Here is a 21,680-nt window from a genome sequence, read left to right as displayed (position 1 = left end):
CGATGGAACTGGACAATTCGCACTTAGTTTTAGGCTTGGGAGCCACCGGGCTTTCGGTTGTGCGTTATTTGTGCCGGCAGGGGATCACACCTCTTGTTATGGACAGTCGTGATCAGCCTCCAGGAGCTGAGCAGTTAGCGCTCGAATTTCCAGAGGTTAACTTAATTACAGGTGGTTTCGATTGCCGCTATCTGGTGCAGGCAAGCCAAATAGTGATTAGTCCTGGTATCGCCATAGATACTCCTGAGATCCGTGCCGCCATAGACATGGATATTGAGGTTATTGGCGATGTTGAATTGTTCGCTAGGGCAATTAAAGATAGAAGTCCTTGCGTCATAGGGATCACAGGCTCCAATGGTAAGTCTACAGTTACAACATTAGTGGGTGAGATGGCCAAAGCTGCGGGTCTGAATTATGCGGTGGGTGGCAATATAGGTATTCCGGTTTTAGATCTACTACAGAAGCCTGTAGATCTTTATATACTCGAGCTGTCTAGTTTTCAGCTAGAGACTACTCATAGCTTGAATTGTATTTCGGCGACCTGCTTAAATATCAGTGAAGACCATATGGATCGCTATAGCGATCTAGAGGCTTACCGACAAGCTAAGTTGGCCCTGTACGATCAGAGTAAGCGGGCGCTGTTTAACCGTGAAGACTCTCTGACTCAACCCAATGACCCAATGAATCAAAATAGCTTTGGTTTGACGTCACCGGTAAATGACGAATGGGGTGTCAAGGATGGCAAGATAGTCCATGGCACAACCGAGATAGCCTCGTTACAAGATGTTGCGATCGTCGGCAGCCATAATCATGCCAATTTAATTGCCGCCATGGCTCTGGCTTATCATGCTGGAATAGACAAAGAGCCAATGATCCAAGTGGCTAAGAATTTCACTGGTCTAGCCCACAGGTGTGAGCTTGTGGCAAATATCGCTGCAGTCGCATACGTCAATGATTCAAAGGCGACGAATGTCGGTGCTACAGTGGCGGCGTTAGAGGGACTCGGCGAGCATCTAGGTGACATTATTCTGATTGTCGGTGGAGATGGCAAAGGAGCCGATTTCACGCCTCTAGAAACAGTATTTAATAAAGTTGCTCACCTAATTACCTTAGGTAAAGATGGCGATAAAATTGCGGCGCTAAAAGAACACTCCCATAAAGCTGATTCTATGGCGGATGCCGTCAAACAAGCTGCCGAGTTGGCAACTGCTGGCGATATTGTTTTGTTGTCTCCGGCTTGCGCGAGTTTAGATATGTATAAGAATTTCATGGCGAGAGGCGATGATTTTCGTCAACTAGCACAGGCGTTAAGTGTAGAAACCTTAGATTCTGAGGCTAGTGCTGATGTCTAGATATGAGAGGCTAGTCAACTGGCTCAGCTCATCTTTTACATGGCGTTTCCCCGACTTGTTTAAAGACGATGAGGCTGCCAGCACGCAATTGTATGACCGTGCCTTACTGCTCTCTATCCTTTCATTGATAAGCTTTGGTTTTGTGATGGTTATGTCGGCTTCGATGCCAGAGGCGCAGAGCCTGACCGGTAATCCATTTCACTTCGTTATCAGGCACGTAGTGTATCTTATCGGTTGCGTGGTTATTGCCACTGTGGTGCTGCAGATTGAGATGAGTACCTGGCAGAAGTTTAGCCCTACGATATTACTTATTGTAGGTATCATGCTGGTTGCAGTGCTGTTCGTTGGTACGACAGTCAATGGTGCTAGACGTTGGTTAGCTATAGGGCCGGTTAGAATACAAGTAGCCGAATTGGCCAAGTTTTCCTTTGCAATCTACATGGCGGGCTACCTTGTTAGACGTCATGAAGAGATTAGAGAAAATGCTAAGGGCTTCTATAAGCCCATTGCCGTTTTTGCTGTTTATGCTGTCCTTATCTTGATGCAACCGGATCTGGGTACGGTTGTAGTGCTGTTTGTTGGCACAGTAGGCTTGCTGTTTTTGGCTGGAGCTCGACTGTTCGATTTCTTCGCTCTGATCCTGACTGGGGTGATGGCGTTTGTGGCCTTGGTATTATTAGAGCCATATCGAATGCGCCGAGTGACCTCTTTCTTAGATCCTTGGCAAGATCCATTTGGCAGTGGTTATCAGTTAACTCAGTCTTTGATGGCTTATGGTCGTGGAGATTGGTTTGGGCAAGGTTTAGGTAATAGTATTCAAAAGCTCGAATACCTACCTGAAGCGCATACGGATTTTATTTTTGCTGTGATAGGTGAAGAGTTAGGTTTTGTGGGCATTATTTGTGTCTTGTCTGTGTTGCTCTTTGTTTCGTTAAGAGCTATCAGGTTAGGTAATTTATGTATCGCGATAGATAAGGCCTTCGAAGGTTATTTGGCATATTCCATCGGTATCTGGATCTGTTTTCAGACGGTTGTGAATGTGGGAGCGAGTATAGGTATGTTACCGACTAAGGGCTTAACCTTGCCATTTATCAGTTATGGGGGCAGTAGCCTCTGGGTTATGACGGCGGCAGTAATGATATTGATCCGCATCGATTATGAGCGGCGCTTGAGTGGTATCCAGGTAGTACAAGGGAAAAATAGTTAATGACAAATATCTCCGCAGAGAAACGTATTTTGATCATGGCAGGTGGTACCGGTGGCCATGTTTTTCCTGCGTTAGCGGTCGCCAAATATCTTAGCCAAAAAAGCTGGAAGGTGAGGTGGCTAGGTACTGCAGAACGTATGGAGGCTCGTCTAGTTCCTCAGCATGGCTTCGATATTGATTTTATCGATATCAAGGGTGTCAGAGGTAACGGACTACTACGTAAGCTAGCCGCACCATTTAAGGTGATGCGCTCTGTGATGCAAGCGAGGAGAGTTATACAAGAGTTTAAGCCGGACGTCGTTTTAGGCATGGGTGGTTTTGCCAGTGGGCCTGGCGGAATTGCAGCTAGGCTGTCAGGGATACCTCTGGTGTTACATGAACAGAATGCTATTCCCGGAATGACAAATAAGTTGCTGTCCCGTATTGCGAGTAAGGTATTGTGCGCCTTCGAAGATACCTTCGATAACATACCGGCTCAAGTGGTCGGTAATCCGATACGCAAAGAGTTAATCGCCCTAGGCCAGTCAACAGAAACGGACTGCGTCGAAGATGCATTAAAAGTATTAGTTGTTGGTGGGAGCTTGGGAGCAAAAGTGTTCAATGATCTTATGCCTGGGGTGACAGACGCTGTGAGTAAGACTCACTCTATTACCGTCTGGCATCAAGTTGGGAAAGGAAATTTGGCATCGGTAAAAGGTGATTATCAACATCTAGGTCAAGACGGAAGCGTTATCGTCGCCGAGTTTATTGACGATATGGAAGCGGCATACAGTTGGGCGGATGTCGTATTATGCCGGGCTGGAGCCTTGACGGTATCTGAGTTGGCCGCCGTGGGTTTACCCAGTATCTTAGTGCCTTATCCGCATGCGGTCGATGACCATCAGACAAAGAATGCACAAGTATTGGTGAATGCCGGAGGCGCTTTTTTACTGCCTCAGACCATTCTAGATGCCGATAAATTAATTAGTAAATTACAGATATTAGCCTCCGACAGAGCCGAGCTTTGTCACATGGGCGAAAGAGCTAAAGATGTCGCTATCATAGACGCTACCGAAAAAGTGGCTGATGTTTGCATCGAGTTGGCGCAGAAGGATTGAAATGAGTAAGAGCAAAGAGAAATATTCACAGTTAAGAAGCTTCATCCCTGAGATGAGACGGGTCAAACATATCTATTTCGTCGGTATTGGCGGTGCAGGTATGGGCGGAATTGCCGAGGTTCTGGTCAATGAAGGCTATCGCTTATCCGGTTCGGATATTGCTGAGAATGCTGTTACTGAAAGACTGAAATCTTTAGGGGTTCAGATTCATATAGGTCATCATGCGGATCAGGTTCATGGCACTGATGTTGTGGTGGTATCGACAGCCATAGATGCTGAAAATCCTGAGCTAGTCGCGGCGAAAGAGCTAAGAATACCTGTGGTTCAGCGTGCAGAAATGCTGGCTGAGTTAATGCGTTACCGTCACGGAGTCGCCGTTGCTGGCACTCATGGTAAGACAACGACAACTAGCCTGATTGCCAGCATATATGCACAAGCCGATCGAGATCCTACTTTCGTTATTGGTGGTCTGCTTAATAGTGCCGGAACCAATGCTAGGCTAGGTAATAGCCGTTACCTTATCGCTGAGGCCGACGAGAGCGATGCAAGCTTCTTACACCTGCAGCCTATGGTCAGCGTGGTAACCAACATTGAAGCCGATCATATGGATACTTATGGTGGAGATTTTGAAAAATTAAAATCCACCTTTATCGATTTCTTGCATAACTTGCCATTTTACGGTGTCGCAGTGATGTGTATCGATGATCCAGTTGTCCGTGAGCTGCTGCCCAAGGTAGGCCGAAAAATTGTAACCTACGGCTTTAGCGAAGATGCGGATATTCAGGCATTGAACTTTGTTCAGCAAGGTTATAGCAGTCACTTTACACTCAGGCGAGATGGTGTCGAAGATATAGCAGTGATGGTGAACTTACCTGGCGAGCATAATGTGCTTAACGCATTGGCATCGATCGCGGTTGCTACCGAAGATGAGATAGAAGATGAGGCGATTGTGCTTGCCTTAGCCCAGTTTGAGGGTATAGGAAGACGTTTTCAGCAACTAGGCACCTTCGCCACAAGCAAGGGTGAAGTGATGCTAGTTGATGATTATGGACACCACCCTAGTGAAGTTGCTGCGACCATAAAGGCAGCAAGATTGGGCTGGCCAGATAAGCGTCTTGTCATGATTTACCAGCCACATAGATATAGCCGTACCCGAGATCTTTATGATGATTTTGTTGAGGTGTTATCTCAAGTAGATTGCTTAATTTTGCTCGATGTTTACTCAGCTGGCGAAGCCCCTGTACCGGGAGCCGATAGTCGGGCATTATGTCGCTCCATTCGCCAACGTGGGCAGCTAGATCCTATTTTTGTTGCGGGAACTGAACAGCTGCTCAGTTTATTACCGGATGTGCTTCAGGACGGCGATTTGTTGCTGACTCAGGGAGCCGGCAATATCGGCACCTTGTCAAAGTTGATCGCTCAAACAAACTTAGGTTTTGAGGTCGTAAGTTGAGATGGGGCTGAAGTGTATTTAGTACAGCATGCCATTAATAATGGTAGAGATTTTGACCCTGAGCATAAGGTCTATATAATGACCGGTTTTCCGTGGGGTACCTATGAAAAGAGTTTACACCAAGAGAAAAATAGATGGTGGGATACTCGTGTCTTGGCGTGAGGTGGGTAGCCGTTGGAAGGCTAGGCTGTCGCAGATGGATTGGTATCTCTGTTTTGGGCTGACATTTCTTTTCTTTGTTGTCATGGGCTTATCTATTGCGGCCTGGAAGTTGAACTTGATACTTCATGATGCAGACGCCCTGCCTATTGAAGCTGTTGCCGTCAAGGGAGAACGAATCCATACCTCAGACAAAGAGATACGGACGGCGTTACAGGACTTAATGCAGAGAAGCTTTTTTTCTGCCGATGTGAATCAAGTTCAGGAGGCGCTAGAGGCACTGCCTTGGGTTTATCAGGCATCAGTAAGGCGAGAATGGCCTGCGAAATTAAAAGTATATCTAGTCGAGCAGCATGCGGTGGCCCATTGGAATGGCGATGCCTGGCTTAATGACCTTGGAGAAGTGTTCGATGCACCTCAAAAAGAGGATATTGGTCCCTTGCCAAGATTAGCTGGTCCTGAAGCTGAGTCTCAGATCGTGTTAACAACGTATCGGCAAGTAAGTGAATTACTGAAAATTAATGGCTTTGACTTAGAGGGTTTAAGTTTGAGTCCTAGGCATGCATGGCATGGCGTCCTAGATAGTGGAATCATGCTAGAACTAGGTCGAGAAGATAAAATGGCAAGGATACAAAGGTTTATAAATGTGTATCCGACGCTGATTAAGCAAGAAAAAGAAGTTGCTAAGGTAGATTTGCGCTACGACACCGGATTAGCCGTGGGTTGGGTTAACGCACAGAAGAGAGCCAGTAAATAATGACCAAGAATCAAGATAGAAACCTGATCGTTGGATTGGACATAGGAACATCAAAAGTTGCTGTGATTATAGGTGAAGTGCTACCCGATGGTGAGATAAGTGTCGTCGGTTTGGGTACACACCAATCCAGAGGCATGGATAAAGGTGGTGTTAATGACCTTGATTCAATTGTACGCAGTGTCCAGCGAGCCCTAGACCAGGCTGAATTGATGGCCGATTGTCAGGTCTCGTCTGTATATCTAGGTATCTCAGGAAAGCATATAGCATGTCAAAATGAAAACGGCATGGTGTCAATCAATGACGAAGAAGTTACTCAAGAAGATGTAGATAATGTCATACATACGGCACGTTCGGTTAAGATACCGACAGAACGTCGTATCTTGCATGTGTTGCCACAAGAGTACGCCATCGATGTTCAGGACAGTATCAAGAGTCCTATTGGCATGTCTGGTATGCGCATGGAAGCTAAAGTTCATATCGTTACTTGTGCTAATGATATGGCGAAGAATATTACCAAGAGTGTCGAGCGTTGCGGTCTTAAAGTCGATGACCTAGTATTCTCGGCAATAGCTTCGGCCGACTCTGTATTGACCAATGATGAGAAAGACTTAGGTGTCTGCCTAGTCGACATCGGTGGTGGAACAACGGATATCACGGTATATACCAATGGTGCATTAAGGCATTGTGCGGTAATACCTGTTGCGGGAAATCAGGTTACCAATGATATCGCCAAAATATTCCGTACACCTCTGGCTCATGCAGAGCAGATAAAGGTTCAATATGCTAGCGCACGAAGCGCTATGGTAAGCCGTGAGGATAGCATTGAGGTCCCATCAGTTGGGGGGCGTCCGTCTCGAACTATGTCGAGACACACCTTGGCTGAAGTGGTTGAACCTAGATATCAAGAGCTGTTTGAGTTGGTGTTGAAAGAATTACGCGATTCGGGTCTAGAGGACCAAGTCGCTGCTGGTATCGTCCTCACAGGTGGAACGTCTTCCATCGAAGGGGCAGTGGATGTGGCTGAAGCCACATTCGGTATGCCGGTAAGAGTAGCAAACCCATTACCAGTAAAAGGTTTATTCGAATATGTCGATCAGCCAATATATTCAACTGGTATTGGCTTGTTACACTATGGAGCAAGAAGGTTGTTTGAACGTCAGTTTGAGCGTCCAGAGCGACAAGGGGTAACCAGTCTTTGGAATCGGGTTCAAAGTTGGTTTAAAGGTGAGTTTTAATATTAAGTTGGCGCAAGAATTAAGCGGTCGATTTGGTATTTTATATATAACGCAGGCAAAACGGAGAGAAGACCATGTTTGAGATCATGGACAGTCATACAGATGAAGCAGTAATCAAGGTCATCGGTGTTGGTGGTGGTGGCGGAAACGCAGTAGAGCATATGGTTAAACACAACATCGAAGGTGTTGAGTTTGTTGCTACTAATACGGATGCGCAAGCGCTAAGAAAATCTGCAGCAGGTACAACTATTCAATTAGGGCGTGATGTCACTAAAGGTTTAGGCGCTGGAGCTAATCCAGAAATAGGCCGTCTGGCAGCAGAAGAAGACAGAGAAAGTATCAGGAATGCGCTTAAGGGCTCAGATATGATCTTCATTGCTGCGGGTATGGGCGGTGGAACTGGAACTGGAGCTGCACCTGTAGTTGCTGAAATTGCAAAAGAAGAAGGCATCTTAACGGTTGCTGTAGTCACTAAGCCGTTTCCTTTCGAAGGCCGCAAGCGCATGGCTTATGCTGAGCAAGGCATAGAAGAGTTGGCTAAGCATGTGGATTCATTAATCACTATTCCTAACGAAAAATTGCTTAAGGTCTTGGGCCGTGGCACATCATTATTAGATGCGTTTGCTGCGGCTAATAATGTGCTTCTTGGTGCTGTTCAGGGTATTGCCGAACTTATCACGCGTCCGGGTCTGATTAACGTCGATTTCGCCGATGTGAAGACTGTCATGTCAGAGATGGGTAACGCCATGATGGGTACTGGCGTAGCAAGTGGTGAAGATCGTGCCGAAGAGGCTGCCGAAGCTGCTGTCGCTAGTCCATTATTGGAAGATATCGATCTGGCGGGTGCCCGTGGTGTTTTGGTAAACATCACAGCGGGTATGGATATGAGCATAGAGGAATTTGAGACAGTGGGTAACCATGTCAAAGCTTATGCTTCAGATAATGCTACCGTAGTTGTCGGTGCGGTTATCGATCCTGAAATGAGTGACGAGCTACGTGTTACTGTAGTTGCCACTGGCATAGGCGCTGAGAAAAAGCCAGATATTCAACTGGTGACTAAACCTGTTCCTCGCCCTGAGCCTGTCATTGCACCAGAAGTACGTACAGAGCCTCAAAGTGAAGAGCTTGTCCAATCTATGGCGAGTGGAAATGTGGTTCCTGCGGCGCAAACTGCAGCGGCTCCAGCCACAGCGCTAAGGAATGAAACTGATTACTTAGATATCCCAGCTTTCTTACGTAAGCAGGCTGATTAGGCTAGCAGTGTAGGCTGGAACTAGCTAAATTCACCCATATTTACGCAGGTGATTTTTGGTTAATGTGTAAAGGTATGCTAGCATATCCGACCAGCCACGCCTGTTTCTAGTGATTCAGAGGAGTGGTTTGAGTGATTTTCGTGTTGATATAAACAGGTAAAAATATGATTTTTCAAAGAACTGTTAAAGAAATGGTGAAAACCATCGGAGTCGGATTGCATTCCGGCAATAAGGTGACTTTGAGCATCAAGCCTGCGCCAGTTAATTCGGGTATCGTACTAGTGCGCACAGACTTGGAGCCAGCAGTTTCAATTCCTGCCAAGGCGGAACTTGTCCGTGAAACCACTATGTGTACGGCACTGGTAAATGACGATGGCATACGTATATCAACGATCGAGCACCTTTTTGCGGCGCTTGCTGGACTAGGTATCGATAATGCGATCATTGAAGTCGATGCGCCTGAGATTCCCATTATGGATGGCAGTGCCAGTCCATTTGTTTTCTTATTGCAATCAGTAGGAATTCAAGAGCAAGCCGCGCCAAAGAAATATTTAAGAATTAAGAAAAACATACGTGTTGAAGACGGTGATAAATGGGTTGAGTTAAAACCCTATAAAGGCTTCAAAATCGATTTTACTATCGACTTTGAGCATCCGGTAATCGCACGTAGTGAGCAGCATATGAAAATGGAGTTTTCATCTTCAGCCTTTATTCGTGATATTAGTAGAGCGAGAACCTTCGGGTTTATGCGTGATATTGAATATTTACGTGCTAATAACTTAGCGTTAGGCGGCAGTATGGAAAATGCCGTTGTGCTTGACGAATATAAAGTCCTTAACCCCGATGGCCTGCGTTATGAGGACGAGTTTGTTAAGCACAAAATATTAGATGCATTCGGTGATTTATATGTTGCTGGTTATGCCATAGTTGGTGAGTTCTGTGCGTACAAGACTGGGCATGCGCTAAATAATAGATTGGTACGTGCTTTATTAGCTCAGCAGGATGCCTGGGAGTTAGTCAGCTTCGAAACAGAACGCGAAGCGCCAGTGAGTTTTTCGGTTCCTAGCGGCGCAGTATTTGCCTGAAAGTGAACTAAGATTGCCTTGAACGGCTGGCTAAAGCAGCCAGCCGTTTTAGTTTTATCCCCAAAGACCCTTCCGTATGTTCGGCTAATGCCTCTATATGTCCTGCAGCTGTTTTACTTATTTTGTTGTTATTTGTTTTGGGCTTTATTGCATACATAAACAGACTCGGGTTGACTTTAACCTCGATTGCGGACAGCATGGGTAACGTTTCGGCTTGAAGCTGTTGCAAAATTTTGGCTTTTTGGAAGTTAATTCTTACAGCCCATGCAGCAGTTGTCGTTTCGATAACTAGAACACCCTGACGGAGATTGGCAACTTTAAGTTGCTGTGACACTGGACCGGTCAGCACTTGTTTGACGTAATGATTCAAGTGCAACAGAAGTTCTGCTTTTTCAGCAATATTGGGGAGCTCCCCTTGCTGATGCAGTAATTGGCTTAGGTCCTTAGGGGGATTTTTCATATGATAATAAAATGGCTTAATTAGGCTATGAGTGTAACAGTTTTTATTCAAGGTCGAAATGGCGCCGCAAGATGGCAGCCTGGTAAACGTTGGCTATTATTGCCCGTTTTGTTGCTTGCAGCCGGAACCGGCCTGTATCAGCACAATGCCAAACAAATTCAGCTACAGCAAACTAATAGCGATAATGAACGTGTTGCTCGTGAAGAGCAGAAAACAGAACTTATCGAGCTTAAAGGAGCGACTGAATCGCAACTAGCCATGCTGGTAACTCATGTTGCTCGTATGCAAGCTAAAGTGACCCGCCTTGAAGCTCTCGGTTTACAAATCGCTAAAAACAATCAATTAGAAGATCAGTTTGATTTCTCTTCCGAAGTCGGTGTCGGGGGCCTGAGTGATTTAGGTGCCAACATCGAACTCGATCAACTTATTCAGGATATGGATAAGTTAGTATCACGAATAGATAATAATAATGCTCAACTTTCAATACTTGAAACTGTCTCATCTAATCTCCATATAGATGAAGAGCGTTATATATCTGGGCGTCCCATCCGTAAAGGTTGGTTATCGTCGCCCTACGGTTTACGTAATGACCCTTTCAGTGGGCGTAGAACGATACATAAAGGTATCGATTTCGCTAGCAAAGAGGGCACCCAGGTGATTGCCACTGCAGCAGGAGTGATCACTTGGGCAGGAAAAATGTCTGGATATGGTGAGTTGGTAGAGATCGACCATGGTAATGGTCTACGAACTCGCTATGGACATAATCAATCTCTGTCAGTAACTGTGGGTGATGTCGTCGCCAAAGGCGAAGGTATTGCATTTATGGGGAGTACCGGTCGTTCGACTGGGCCTCATGTGCATTACGAAGTGTTGCGGGGTGGGCAAGCCATAGATCCAAAGAAGTTTGTCTACCGCAAAGCAAGTTAACTTAATCATCGGCTTTCAGACTCGACAGGGACTAGGCCAACAACATAAAAAGTGGTTCAGATGTTTGGTAAAATACTGACAAAATTATTCGGTAGTCGTAACGAGCGCACTCTTAAGTCTCTTAGAAAAGTTGTCACTGAGATTAATGCACTCGAAGAAGACTATGAAAAGTTAACTGATGATGAGTTAAAGGGGAAAACCTCGACTTTTCGTGAGCGTTTAGATAAGGGTGAAACATTAGATGATGTTTTACCAGAAGCCTTTGCCGTCGTGCGCGAGGCATCTAAGCGTGTATTTGATATGCGTCATTTCGATGTCCAGATGCTTGGTGGCATGGTTCTAGACAGTAATCGTATTGCTGAAATGCGTACCGGTGAAGGTAAAACTTTGACGGCGACGCTTCCCGCGTATCTAAATGGATTAACCGGTAAAGGTGTTCATGTCATTACAGTCAATGATTATCTTGCTGGACGTGATGCTGAAAATAACCGCCCACTTTTTGAGTTTCTAGGATTGACCGTTGGCATCAACGTAGCTGGCTTGGGTCAGCAAGAGAAAATAGATGCATATAACTCAGATATTACTTATGGAACCAACAATGAGTTTGGTTTCGATTATCTGCGTGACAACATGGCGTTCTCACCTCAAGAGCGCGTTCAGCGCCCACTTCACTATGCCTTGATTGATGAGGTTGATTCGATTCTTATCGATGAAGCGAGAACACCACTGATTATCTCTGGCGCGGCCGAAGATAGTTCAGCGCTATATACTAAGATCAATACCCTAATCCCACATCTTGTCCGTCAAGACAAAGAAGATACGGAAGATGTGATCGGCGATGGAGATTATTCTATCGACGAGAAAGCTAAACAAGTTCATATGACCGAACGCGGTCAGGAGAAGGTTGAAGTATTACTTACCGAAGGTGGCATGTTAGCTGACGGCGACTCTCTCTATTCGGCAGCTAATATTTCATTAGTGCATCATGTGAATGCTGCGCTTCGTGCTCATACCCTCTTCGAGAAAGATGTAGACTACATAGTTAAAGATAATGAAGTGATTATTGTCGATGAGCATACCGGGCGTACCATGCCAGGTCGTCGCTGGTCCGAAGGTCTTCATCAGGCTGTTGAAGCCAAAGAAGGCGTCAATATTCAAAATGAGAATCAGACCTTAGCATCTATCACTTTTCAGAACTTTTTCCGTCAGTATGAAAAGCTTTCTGGTATGACAGGTACTGCGGATACAGAAGCATTCGAATTCCAGCATATCTATGGTTTAGACACTGTTGTTATCCCGACCAATAGACCTATGGTTCGAAAAGATAATGCCGATCTTGTTTACCTGACAGCTGATGAAAAATATGCTGCGATAGTTGAAGATATTGAGGGTTGTCGCAAGCGTGGACAGCCTGTTCTTGTTGGTACTGTATCCATCGAGCAATCTGAACTCTTGGCTCACCTGATGCAGAAAGAGAAGATCCCTCATGAAGTCTTGAATGCCAAGTTCCATGAGCGTGAAGCCGATATTGTTGCTCAAGCGGGAAGGACTGGAGCCGTTACCATAGCTACTAATATGGCGGGTCGTGGTACAGATATCGTTTTAGGTGGTAACTGGGCGATGGAGATCGAGAAAATTGATAATCCAACGTCTGAACAGAAAGCTAAGATCAAAGCCGATTGGCAAATTCGTCATGACGAAGTCGTCGATGCCGGTGGATTACATATTTTAGGTACCGAGCGTCATGAGTCTCGTCGCATCGATAATCAGCTTCGTGGGCGATCGGGTCGACAGGGTGATGCAGGTTCTTCGCGTTTCTATCTTTCTATGGAAGATAGCTTAATGCGTATCTTTGCTTCCGAGCGTGTATCTTCAATGATGAAGAAACTCGGTATGGAGAAAGGCGAAGCAATTGAACACCCTTGGGTATCACGTGCCATTGAGAATGCTCAACGTAAAGTAGAAGCTAGAAACTTCGATATCCGTAAGCAGTTACTCGAGTTTGATGATGTGGCTAACGATCAACGTCAGGTAGTTTACGCCCAGCGTAATGAATTGATGGATGCCGAGGATATTCAAGATACTATCGTTAATATTCAAGCCGACGTAGTCAATGGCTTAATCGATATGTATGTTCCGCCTCAGTCTCTAGAAGAGTTGTGGGATGTGTCAGGTCTTGAAAAGCGTCTGGAACAAGAATACGCAATTAAAATGCCGGTGCAGGAATGGTTGGATAAGGAAGACGATCTTCATGAAGAAACACTTCGTGAACGCATCGTAGATACTTGGGTGAAGGCTTACCAAGCCAAAGAAGAGATGGTTGGCGCACAGGTGCTACGTCAGTTTGAAAAAGCTGTCATGCTGCAAACCTTAGACGGTCTCTGGAAAGAGCATCTGGCAGCTATGGATCATCTGCGCCAAGGTATCCACTTACGTGGTTATGCACAGAAAAATCCTAAGCAAGAGTATAAGCGTGAATCCTTTGAGATGTTCCAAGAGATGTTAGAGTCATTGAAGCATGATGTGATCAGTGTAATGTCGAAGGTTCAGGTGCAAGCACAGTCGGACGTAGAAGAGATGGAAGAGCGTCGACGTCAAGAAGAAGCTAACGTCCGCCGTGATTACCAGCATGCAGCTGCAGAACCGTTAGTAGGAGGCGAACAAGCTCAAGCTGAGCATACTCCAACAGTACGTGAAGGTGTTAAGGTCGGTCGCAACGATCCTTGTCCATGCGGCTCTGGTCGAAAATATAAGACGTGCCATGGCAAGCTCTCTTAATATGGACTAGATGTAAAGTATATCTATTTGAAAGCCGCTCACTCGAGCGGCTTTTTTATATCAACTCATTTATTGATTATTAGCATGTTTAAAAGACTAGCTAAGAATAAAGCCGATTTAATGAACTATAATCCGCATTCTGTGGATAAAACTGGGGGTAAGCGGTGAGTTAATTGTGACTATCGGGAAAAGTTTAAAAAAGATCATTTTTATTCATAAAACCGCTTGCGATCATTCTAATACTCCCTATAATGCGCATCCACTGACACGGCAAACCAGTCCTACTAACATTAAGTTGAGTGAGACCGAGACGAGTCAGGGCAATGAGTTGCTAAGGTTTTAAGTCGTTATTTAAACGTTTGAAAATCTTTTTAAAAAAGCACTTGACGCCAACCTAGGAAAGCGTAGAATACGCCTCCTCAAGCCAACGACCTAGCGTCACGGCGGCATATGAAAGATGATGCAAAAGCTCTTTAAAAATTTATCAAGTAATCTGTGTGGGCACTCACAGGTGTTGAGTTATTCGAAATTGCTTCTTAGGAAGCAATCAAAATTTAACTCAATGAACTACTGAGTGACCATAGCAACTTTAGTTTTTATTTTCTTTCGAGAAAGTAAATTCAAAGAAGCAAAATATGTAAGCTTCATTGGCATTCTCTTTATAGAGAGTGGTTAATGAAAAACAGTATAATTCATTGAGCCGATGTCATCTTCGAAAGAGGATGCATCAAAAGAACTTTAATTGAAGAGTTTGATCATGGCTCAGATTGAACGCTGGCGGCAGGCCTAACACATGCAAGTCGAGCGGAAACAGAAAGTAGCTTGCTACTTTGCTGTCGAGCGGCGGACGGGTGAGTAATGCCTAGGGAACTGCCCAGTCGAGGGGGATAACAGTTGGAAACGACTGCTAATACCGCATACGCCCTACGGGGGAAAGGAGGGGACCTTCGGGCCTTTCGCGATTGGATGTACCTAGGTGGGATTAGCTAGTTGGTAAGGTAATGGCTTACCAAGGCGACGATCCCTAGCTGGTCTGAGAGGATGATCAGCCACACTGGAACTGAGACACGGTCCAGACTCCTACGGGAGGCAGCAGTGGGGAATATTGCACAATGGGCGAAAGCCTGATGCAGCCATGCCGCGTGTGTGAAGAAGGCCTTCGGGTTGTAAAGCACTTTCAGCGAGGAGGAAAGGTAGGTAGTTAATAACTGCTTACTGTGACGTTACTCGCAGAAGAAGCACCGGCTAACTTCGTGCCAGCAGCCGCGGTAATACGAGGGGTGCAAGCGTTAATCGGAATTACTGGGCGTAAAGCGTACGCAGGCGGTTTGTTAAGCAAGATGTGAAAGCCCCGGGCTCAACCTGGGAATTGCATTTTGAACTGGCAAACTAGAGTCTTGTAGAGGGGGGTAGAATTTCAGGTGTAGCGGTGAAATGCGTAGAGATCTGAAGGAATACCGGTGGCGAAGGCGGCCCCCTGGACAAAGACTGACGCTCAGGTACGAAAGCGTGGGGAGCAAACAGGATTAGATACCCTGGTAGTCCACGCCGTAAACGATGTCTACTCGGAATTTGGTGTCTTGAACACTGGGTTCCCAAGCTAACGCATTAAGTAGACCGCCTGGGGAGTACGGCCGCAAGGTTAAAACTCAAATGAATTGACGGGGGCCCGCACAAGCGGTGGAGCATGTGGTTTAATTCGATGCAACGCGAAGAACCTTACCTACTCTTGACATCCATAGAACTCGCTAGAGATAGCTTGGTGCCTTCGGGAACTATGAGACAGGTGCTGCATGGCTGTCGTCAGCTCGTGTTGTGAAATGTTGGGTTAAGTCCCGCAACGAGCGCAACCCTTATCCTTATTTGCCAGCACGTAATGGTGGGAACTTTAGGGAGACTGCCGGTGATAAACCGGAGGAAGGTGGGGACGACGTCAAGTCATCATGGCCCTTACGAGTAGGGCTACACACGTGCTACAATGGTCGGTACAGAGGGTCGCAACGCCGCGAGGTCAAGCTAATCCCACAAAGCCGGTCGTAGTCCGGATCGGAGTCTGCAACTCGACTCCGTGAAGTCGGAATCGCTAGTAATCGTGAATCAGAATGTCACGGTGAATACGTTCCCGGGCCTTGTACACACCGCCCGTCACACCATGGGAGTGGGCTGCACCAGAAGTAGATAGCTTAACCCTTCGGGGAGGGCGTTTACCACGGTGTGGTTCATGACTGGGGTGAAGTCGTAACAAGGTAGCCCTAGGGGAACCTGGGGCTGGATCACCTCCTTACCTATACGACTAACTCAATATTTGCTGAGTGTTCACACAGATTACTTGATAGAAAGAAAGAGCAAAAATACGTTGGGTCTGTAGCTCAGCTGGTTAGAGCGCACCCCTGATAAGGGTGAGGTCGGTGGTTCAAGTCCACTCTGACCCACCAAAATTTCTACTTTTCTTCATTGGGAAGAAGTGATTTGGTTTTAACGTATATTTTGTTTGACTGCATGTAAATGGGGCTATAGCTCAGCTGGGAGAGCGCCTGCCTTGCACGCAGGAGGTCTGCGGTTCGATCCCGCATAGCTCCACCATTTACTTACATTTTTTGCTGAATTTGTAGGTCATGCATATGGATAGAGATGCCAAAGATAATGAAAAAATTATCTTTGGCTTTTTTAAGCCCGTTCTTTAAAAATTTGGAAAGCTGATAGTGTTAATGCGAAAGGGACTATTGTGAAAGATATTTCGTAAGAGATAGCGATTACAGTGGTTAATAGCATTAGCGCGAAAAATAAATAAATAATTGAGTTCTCAAACACTTAAATCAAGTGCTGAAGCATAGCCCTTTAGTTAGGAAAGTGCTTCAAGAGTATTCTTTTGGCGAAAGTAAACACCATTAGTTGCGATACAACTGTCGTTGTTCGAAGAGGAATCTGAGAATGACAGCAAAGTTTAACGCGCAGTTAGTCATGTTAATGTCGAAGCCGTGATTTGAACGAGAAGGGCGTGTAGCTTGCTACATAACCAACGAGTAAGATTCACAATAAAGACAGTGACTTGAATAGCAAGCGAACTAGACCTATGTGGGTTGTATGGTTAAGTGACTAAGCGTATACGGTGGATGCCTTGGCAGTCAGAGGCGATGAAGGACGTAGTAACTTGCGAAAAGCGTTGGCGAGCTAGTAACAAGCATTTGAGCTAACGATATCCGAATGGGGAAACCCACTCACATAAGTGAGTATCACATACTGAATACATAGGTATGTGAGGCAAACCCGGGGAACTGAAACATCTAAGTACCCGGAGGAAAAGAAATCAACCGAGATTCCCCTAGTAGCGGCGAGCGAACGGGGATTAGCCCTTAAGTCTATGGGGTGTTAGTGGAATGAGTTGGAAAGCTCAGCGGCACAGGGTGATAGCCCCGTACATGAAAACTAACCATAGATGAAAACGAGTAGGACGGGACACGTGACATCTTGTCTGAACATGGGGGGACCATCCTCCAAGGCTAAATACTCCTGACTGACCGATAGTGAACCAGTACCGTGAGGGAAAGGCGAAAAGAACCCCTGTGAGGGGAGTGAAATAGAACCTGAAACCGTATACGTACAAGCAGTGGGAGCGGTTCTTGAGACCGTGACTGCGTACCTTTTGTATAATGGGTCAGCGACTTACATTTTGTAGCGAGGTTAAGCGAATAGCGGAGCCGTAGGGAAACCGAGTGTTAACTGCGCGTTTAGTTGCAAGGTGTAGACCCGAAACCCGGTGATCTATCCATGGGCAGGTTGAAGGTTGAGTAACATCAACTGGAGGACCGAACCGACTTATGTTGAAAAATGAGCGGATGACTTGTGGATGGGGGTGAAAGGCCAATCAAACCGGGAGATATCTGGTTCTCCTCGAAAGCTATTTAGGTAGCGCCTCGAGCGAATACCATTGGGGGTAGAGCACTGTTAAGGCTAGGGGGTCATCCCGACTTACCAACCCTTTGCAAACTCCGAATACCAATGAGTACTACTCGGGAGACACACGGCGGGTGCTAACGTCCGTCGTGAAAAGGGAAACAACCCAGACCATCAGCTAAGGTCCCAAAGTTATTGCTAAGTGGGAAACGATGTGGGAAGGCTTAGACAGCTAGGAAGTTGGCTTAGAAGCAGCCATCTTTTAAAGAAAGCGTAATAGCTCACTAGTCGAGTCGGCCTGCGCGGAAGATTTAACGGGGCTAAGCAATACACCGAAGCTATGGGTTTGCTAGTTTACTAGCAAGCGGTAGAGGAGCGTTCTGTAAGCCGTTGAAGGGAAAGGGGTAACCCATCCTGGAGGTATCAGAAGTGCGAATGCTGACATGAGTAACGATAAAGGGAGTGAAAAACTCCCTCGCCGAAAGACCAAGGTTTCCTGTCCAATGTTAATCAGGGCAGGGTAAGTCGACCCCTAAGGTGAGGCCGAAAGGCGTAATCGATGGGAAACAGGTTAATATTCCTGTACTTCTGCTAACTGCGATGGAGAGACGGAGAAGGCTAGGCTAGCGCGGCGTTGGTTGTCCGCGTTTAAGGTTGTAGGTTGTATTCTTAGGCAAATCCGGGAATACGCATTAAATTGCAAGACTGAGGACTGATGACGAGTCACTAAGGTGATGAAGTAGTTGATGCCATGCTTCCAGGAAAATCTTCTAAGCTTCAGGTTAGTAGGAATCGTACCCCAAACCGACACAGGTGGTTGGGTAGAGAATACCAAGGCGCTTGAGAGAACTCGGCTGAAGGAACTAGGCAAAATGGTACCGTAACTTCGGGAGAAGGTACGCTCCCAGCGGTGATGAGACTTGCTCTCTAAGCTGCCGGGAGTCGCAGATACCAGGTGGCTGCAACTGTTTATCAAAAACACAGTACTGTGCAAACTCGCAAGAGGAAGTATACGGTATGACGCCTGCCCGGTGCCGGAAGGTTAATTGATTGGGTTATCTTCGGAGAAGCTCATGATCGAAGCCCCGGTAAACGGCGGCCGTAACTATAACGGTCCTAAGGTAGCGAAATTCCTTGTCGGGTAAGTTCCGACCTGCACGAATGGCGTAATGATGGCCACGCTGTCTCCAGCCGAGACTCAGTGAAGTTGAAATTGCGGTGAAGATGCCGTATACCCGCGGCTAGACGGAAAGACCCCGTGCACCTTTACTATAGCTTGGCACTGAACATTGAACCTACATGTGTAGGATAGGTGGGAGACTTTGAAGCAGAGACGCTAGTTTTTGTGGAGTCAACCTTGAAATACCACCCTTGTAGTTTTGATGTTCTAACTTAGGCCCCTGAATCGGGGTTGAGGACAGTGTCTGGTGGGTAGTTTGACTGGGGCGGTCTCCTCCCAAAGAGTAACGGAGGAGCACGAAGGTTGGCTAAGTACGGTCGGACATCGTACGGTTAGTGCAATGGCATAAGCCAGCTTAACTGCGAGACATACACGTCGAGCAGGTACGAAAGTAGGTCATAGTGATCCGGTGGTTCTGTATGGAAGGGCCATCGCTCAACGGATAAAAGGTACGCCGGGGATAACAGGCTGATACCGCCCAAGAGTTCATATCGACGGCGGTGTTTGGCACCTCGATGTCGGCTCATCACATCCTGGGGCTGAAGTCGGTCCCAAGGGTATGGCTGTTCGCCATTTAAAGTGGTACGCGAGCTGGGTTCAGAACGTCGTGAGACAGTTCGGTCCCTATCTGCCGTGGGCGTTGGATGATTGAAGGAAGCTGCTCCTAGTACGAGAGGACCGGAGTGGACGAACCGCTGGTGTTCGGGTTGTTATGCCAATAGCATTGCCCGGTAGCTACGTTCGGAATCGATAACCGCTGAAAGCATCTAAGCGGGAAGCGAGTCCTAAGATGAGTCATCCCTAGGAATTTAATTCCTCTAAAGAGCCGTTCGAGACTAGGACGTTGATAGGCAGGGTGTGTAAGCGTTGTGAGGCGTTGAGCTAACCTGTACTAATGACTCGTGAGGCTTAACCATACAACCCAGATGGGTTTGTAGCGTTAATGATGATTACTTTACAAGCACAAAAGAATACGAACTTGATTTAAGTCGAACCAATTATTACTTTTATTTAAAGCTATTTAGAATATTTTAAAAGATTCTGAATAGACAGCTTTTCAAATTTACCAAATTAGTCTGGAAACCATAGCATTGTGGCACCACCTGAACCCATCTCGAACTCAGAAGTGAAACGCAATCGCGCCGATGGTAGTGTGGGGTCTCCCCATGTGAGAGTAGGTCATTTCCAGGCGCCTAACATACTGTATAGTTTAGCTGTTAAGTTTACATTTTATGTATCACATAAGACTAAATTATCGAATAGAAGAATAAAATATTGCTGATATGGCTCAGTCGGTAGAGCGCATCCTTGGTAAGGATGAGGTCCCCAGTTCGATTCTGGGTATCAGCACCATTTTTACTGCACATTTTACCGTTTGTGCTAAAGAATTAGTCTGGAAACCATAGCATTGTGGCACCACCTGAACCCATCTCGAACTCAGAAGTGAAACGCAATCGCGCCGATGGTAGTGTGGGGTCTCCCCATGTGAGAGTAGGTCATTTCCAGGCGCCTAATTTCTCGTAAAGAGAGTCGATAAAGCCCGTTGCTAACGCAACGGGCTTTTTTCGTTTTTAGTCTGGAAAGGTGACCACTCGAACATGGGGAATATAAAGAGCCCGAACGAAGTGAGGTTCATTCCATGTGATAGGTAGATATTTGCTCCTGCAATCTCGACACTTCCCACGTCCCTGTGGGTCGTAGGGTGAAGTCCTTGCGCTTATTAAGCGTAGCTTGATGCTGGGTTGGTAGTAAAACGTTCCAGACATTTTCTACATTCCTCACATCCTTGTGAGTCAACGCGGAGGGCTTGCCCAAAGCTGGGCCATTGGAAGGCGCCTCCGCTTTTTGTTCTATAACAGGCGTACTCCTGATTTCACCGTAACTAAGCCACCTGAATAAGGTGGCTTTTTTGCGTCTGGGATTTAATAAAGTTTTGGCTGTTTAGCTCGAACTTATCAGTGCAGACATCAGGTGACTTATCCACTTACGTGCAATGTGACTTTGGTTTATAAAGAGTCGATGTCGGTCCCCCGTCGCTGAGCTTGGTCAGAAATTTCATCCATGCATTTCTGACATTCACCACATCCCTGTGGCTTGCTCCCCCGCTACAAACCTAGTTTCTCCGCGTTCAATTAGGGCTGAATACTGTGCATTTAAAGCGCCGTAATTTTCACCCCCATGTGAGAGTAGCTCATTCAGCCTGAAAACTGGGCCATTGGAAGGTGACTTCGCTGCAGGCGATAACACCAATACTACCGAGAACAATTGCCACCATGTAGCCTCCCTAGTTTTCGGCTGAAAATTATTCAAGTACATCTTTCCCTGTTCGACATTGTCTCTCGCTACAAAACTGCACATCAATTTGGTCTTCGGAAAGTATCATGACCTTTGGCTCTTTATTTTAAGCTGTGTCTTCAAAGCGCTGTAATACCTTCATATGTGCCTACTTCGTGGGTCCGAATGGACTATTTAGAGAGGCACCCTTAATTTAACCGTGAGAAGTCTCCGGGATAAGATGGTTAGGGTAAGTTCTTATCTTTAAGCACTAAGAGTTATGTCGCAAAGGATTTGTGCTTTATCGGTCAACTTATGTGTGAATAATAGCTGTAGGATCATCTTTCACTCATTCATTTGCTTGAATTAGTGAGTCCAAAAATCTGAGTCGATCACTATCTTATGCTGCCCAGAATATTCACTAGTTAGTATAGGTATAAGAATTAGAAATATGTCTAGGGTAGATGAGCAAAGATTCAGTGAATGACATATAAGATATCGGCTAAATCTGATTACTGTATTAGGTGAATAGGAAAAACATAATACTTCTTATGTAATTGCTCGTTCTA

At 46.1% G+C, this 21,680-nt stretch carries 11 protein-coding genes, 3 tRNA genes and 4 rRNA genes; 17 read left to right on the top strand and 1 reads right to left on the bottom strand.

Annotated elements, in window-relative coordinates:
* The first annotated feature begins 2 nt into the window (after nt 1-2).
* The 8 genes from murD (at nt 3) to lpxC (ending at nt 9,598) form a co-directional block, all read left to right on the top strand.
* Nucleotides 3-1,352, top strand: a complete 1,350-nt coding sequence (murD, locus tag SVI_RS19070; protein WP_041420110.1) for a UDP-N-acetylmuramoyl-L-alanine--D-glutamate ligase — start codon at nt 3-5, stop codon at nt 1,350-1,352.
* The gene (gene ftsW, locus SVI_RS19065; protein ID WP_041420109.1) at nt 1,345-2,559 is read left to right on the top strand and encodes a cell division protein FtsW; all 1,215 of its coding nucleotides are present in this window, start codon (nt 1,345-1,347) and stop codon (nt 2,557-2,559) included. Before murD ends, ftsW begins: the two co-directional genes overlap by 8 nt.
* The gene (gene murG / locus SVI_RS19060) at nt 2,559-3,656 is read left to right on the top strand and encodes an undecaprenyldiphospho-muramoylpentapeptide beta-N-acetylglucosaminyltransferase (protein WP_013053295.1); all 1,098 of its coding nucleotides are present in this window, start codon (nt 2,559-2,561) and stop codon (nt 3,654-3,656) included. Before ftsW ends, murG begins: the two co-directional genes overlap by 1 nt.
* 1 nt (nt 3,657) lies before the next feature.
* Nucleotides 3,658-5,109: a UDP-N-acetylmuramate--L-alanine ligase gene (murC, locus tag SVI_RS19055; protein ID WP_041420108.1), complete on the top strand. Its 1,452-nt coding sequence runs from the start codon at nt 3,658-3,660 to the stop codon at nt 5,107-5,109.
* 148 nt (nt 5,110-5,257) lie between these two features.
* Complete coding sequence (locus SVI_RS19050) at nt 5,258-6,025, top strand: cell division protein FtsQ/DivIB (protein WP_041420480.1); 768 nt, start codon at nt 5,258-5,260, stop codon at nt 6,023-6,025.
* Complete coding sequence (gene ftsA, locus SVI_RS19045; protein WP_013053291.1) at nt 6,025-7,260, top strand: cell division protein FtsA; 1,236 nt, start codon at nt 6,025-6,027, stop codon at nt 7,258-7,260. The genes SVI_RS19050 and ftsA overlap by 1 nt, the downstream gene beginning before the upstream one ends.
* A gap of 74 nt (nt 7,261-7,334) precedes the next feature.
* A complete protein-coding gene (ftsZ, locus tag SVI_RS19040) occupies nt 7,335-8,513 on the top strand; it encodes a cell division protein FtsZ (protein WP_013053290.1) in 1,179 nt (392 codons plus the stop codon).
* Between the two features lie 164 nt (nt 8,514-8,677).
* The gene (gene lpxC, locus SVI_RS19035; RefSeq protein ID WP_013053289.1) at nt 8,678-9,598 is read left to right on the top strand and encodes a UDP-3-O-acyl-N-acetylglucosamine deacetylase; all 921 of its coding nucleotides are present in this window, start codon (nt 8,678-8,680) and stop codon (nt 9,596-9,598) included.
* Between the two features lie 7 nt (nt 9,599-9,605).
* Here lpxC and SVI_RS19030 read toward each other — a convergent pair whose 3' ends face one another.
* Nucleotides 9,606-10,058: a DUF721 domain-containing protein gene (locus tag SVI_RS19030; RefSeq protein ID WP_041420107.1), complete on the bottom strand. Its 453-nt coding sequence runs from the start codon at nt 10,056-10,058 to the stop codon at nt 9,606-9,608.
* A gap of 27 nt (nt 10,059-10,085) precedes the next feature.
* On the opposite strand from SVI_RS19030, the gene SVI_RS19025 reads away from it, so the two are divergent.
* From SVI_RS19025 to rrf (SVI_RS18985), 9 genes are all read left to right on the top strand, one after another.
* A complete protein-coding gene (locus tag SVI_RS19025) occupies nt 10,086-10,985 on the top strand; it encodes a M23 family metallopeptidase (RefSeq protein WP_013053287.1) in 900 nt (299 codons plus the stop codon).
* 60 nt (nt 10,986-11,045) lie between these two features.
* Nucleotides 11,046-13,763: a preprotein translocase subunit SecA gene (gene secA, locus SVI_RS19020; RefSeq protein ID WP_013053286.1), complete on the top strand. Its 2,718-nt coding sequence runs from the start codon at nt 11,046-11,048 to the stop codon at nt 13,761-13,763.
* Between the two features lie 739 nt (nt 13,764-14,502).
* Nucleotides 14,503-16,047 (top strand): 16S ribosomal RNA (locus tag SVI_RS19015).
* Nucleotides 16,048-16,121: 74 nt separating this feature from the next.
* Nucleotides 16,122-16,198 (top strand) — tRNA-Ile (locus SVI_RS19010).
* A gap of 72 nt (nt 16,199-16,270) precedes the next feature.
* Nucleotides 16,271-16,346 (top strand) — tRNA-Ala (locus SVI_RS19005).
* A 503-nt stretch (nt 16,347-16,849) separates the two neighbouring features.
* Nucleotides 16,850-19,754, top strand: a 23S ribosomal RNA gene (locus tag SVI_RS19000).
* A gap of 158 nt (nt 19,755-19,912) precedes the next feature.
* Nucleotides 19,913-20,028: ribosomal RNA gene (gene rrf / locus SVI_RS18995) — 5S ribosomal RNA — on the top strand.
* Between the two features lie 86 nt (nt 20,029-20,114).
* A tRNA-Thr gene (locus SVI_RS18990) sits at nt 20,115-20,190 on the top strand.
* Nucleotides 20,191-20,229: 39 nt separating this feature from the next.
* A 5S ribosomal RNA gene (gene rrf / locus SVI_RS18985) occupies nt 20,230-20,345 on the top strand.
* Together the 16S, 23S and 5S rRNA genes with 3 tRNA genes alongside form the textbook arrangement of a ribosomal RNA operon.
* The last annotated feature ends 1,335 nt before the right edge of the window (nt 20,346-21,680 follow it).

The sequence above is a fragment of the Shewanella violacea DSS12 genome (assembly GCF_000091325.1).
GTDB lineage: Bacteria > Pseudomonadota > Gammaproteobacteria > Enterobacterales > Shewanellaceae > Shewanella > Shewanella violacea.
This window is presented reverse-complemented; position numbering and strand designations above follow the sequence as displayed.

Excerpts from the sequence above, each read along its gene's own strand:
- murD (WP_041420110.1), top strand. The coding sequence starts at position 3 with ATGGAACTGGACAATTCGCACTTAGTTTTAGGCTTGGGAGCCACCGGG.
- ftsW (WP_041420109.1), top strand. The coding sequence starts at position 1,345 with ATGTCTAGATATGAGAGGCTAGTCAACTGGCTCAGCTCATCTTTTACA.
- murG (WP_013053295.1), top strand. The coding sequence starts at position 2,559 with ATGACAAATATCTCCGCAGAGAAACGTATTTTGATCATGGCAGGTGGT.
- murC (WP_041420108.1), top strand. The coding sequence starts at position 3,658 with ATGAGTAAGAGCAAAGAGAAATATTCACAGTTAAGAAGCTTCATCCCT.
- ftsA (WP_013053291.1), top strand. The coding sequence starts at position 6,025 with ATGACCAAGAATCAAGATAGAAACCTGATCGTTGGATTGGACATAGGA.
- ftsZ (WP_013053290.1), top strand. The coding sequence starts at position 7,335 with ATGTTTGAGATCATGGACAGTCATACAGATGAAGCAGTAATCAAGGTC.
- lpxC (WP_013053289.1), top strand. The coding sequence starts at position 8,678 with ATGATTTTTCAAAGAACTGTTAAAGAAATGGTGAAAACCATCGGAGTC.
- SVI_RS19030 (WP_041420107.1), bottom strand. The coding sequence starts at position 10,058 with ATGAAAAATCCCCCTAAGGACCTAAGCCAATTACTGCATCAGCAAGGG.
- SVI_RS19025 (WP_013053287.1), top strand. The coding sequence starts at position 10,086 with ATGAGTGTAACAGTTTTTATTCAAGGTCGAAATGGCGCCGCAAGATGG.
- secA (WP_013053286.1), top strand. The coding sequence starts at position 11,046 with ATGTTTGGTAAAATACTGACAAAATTATTCGGTAGTCGTAACGAGCGC.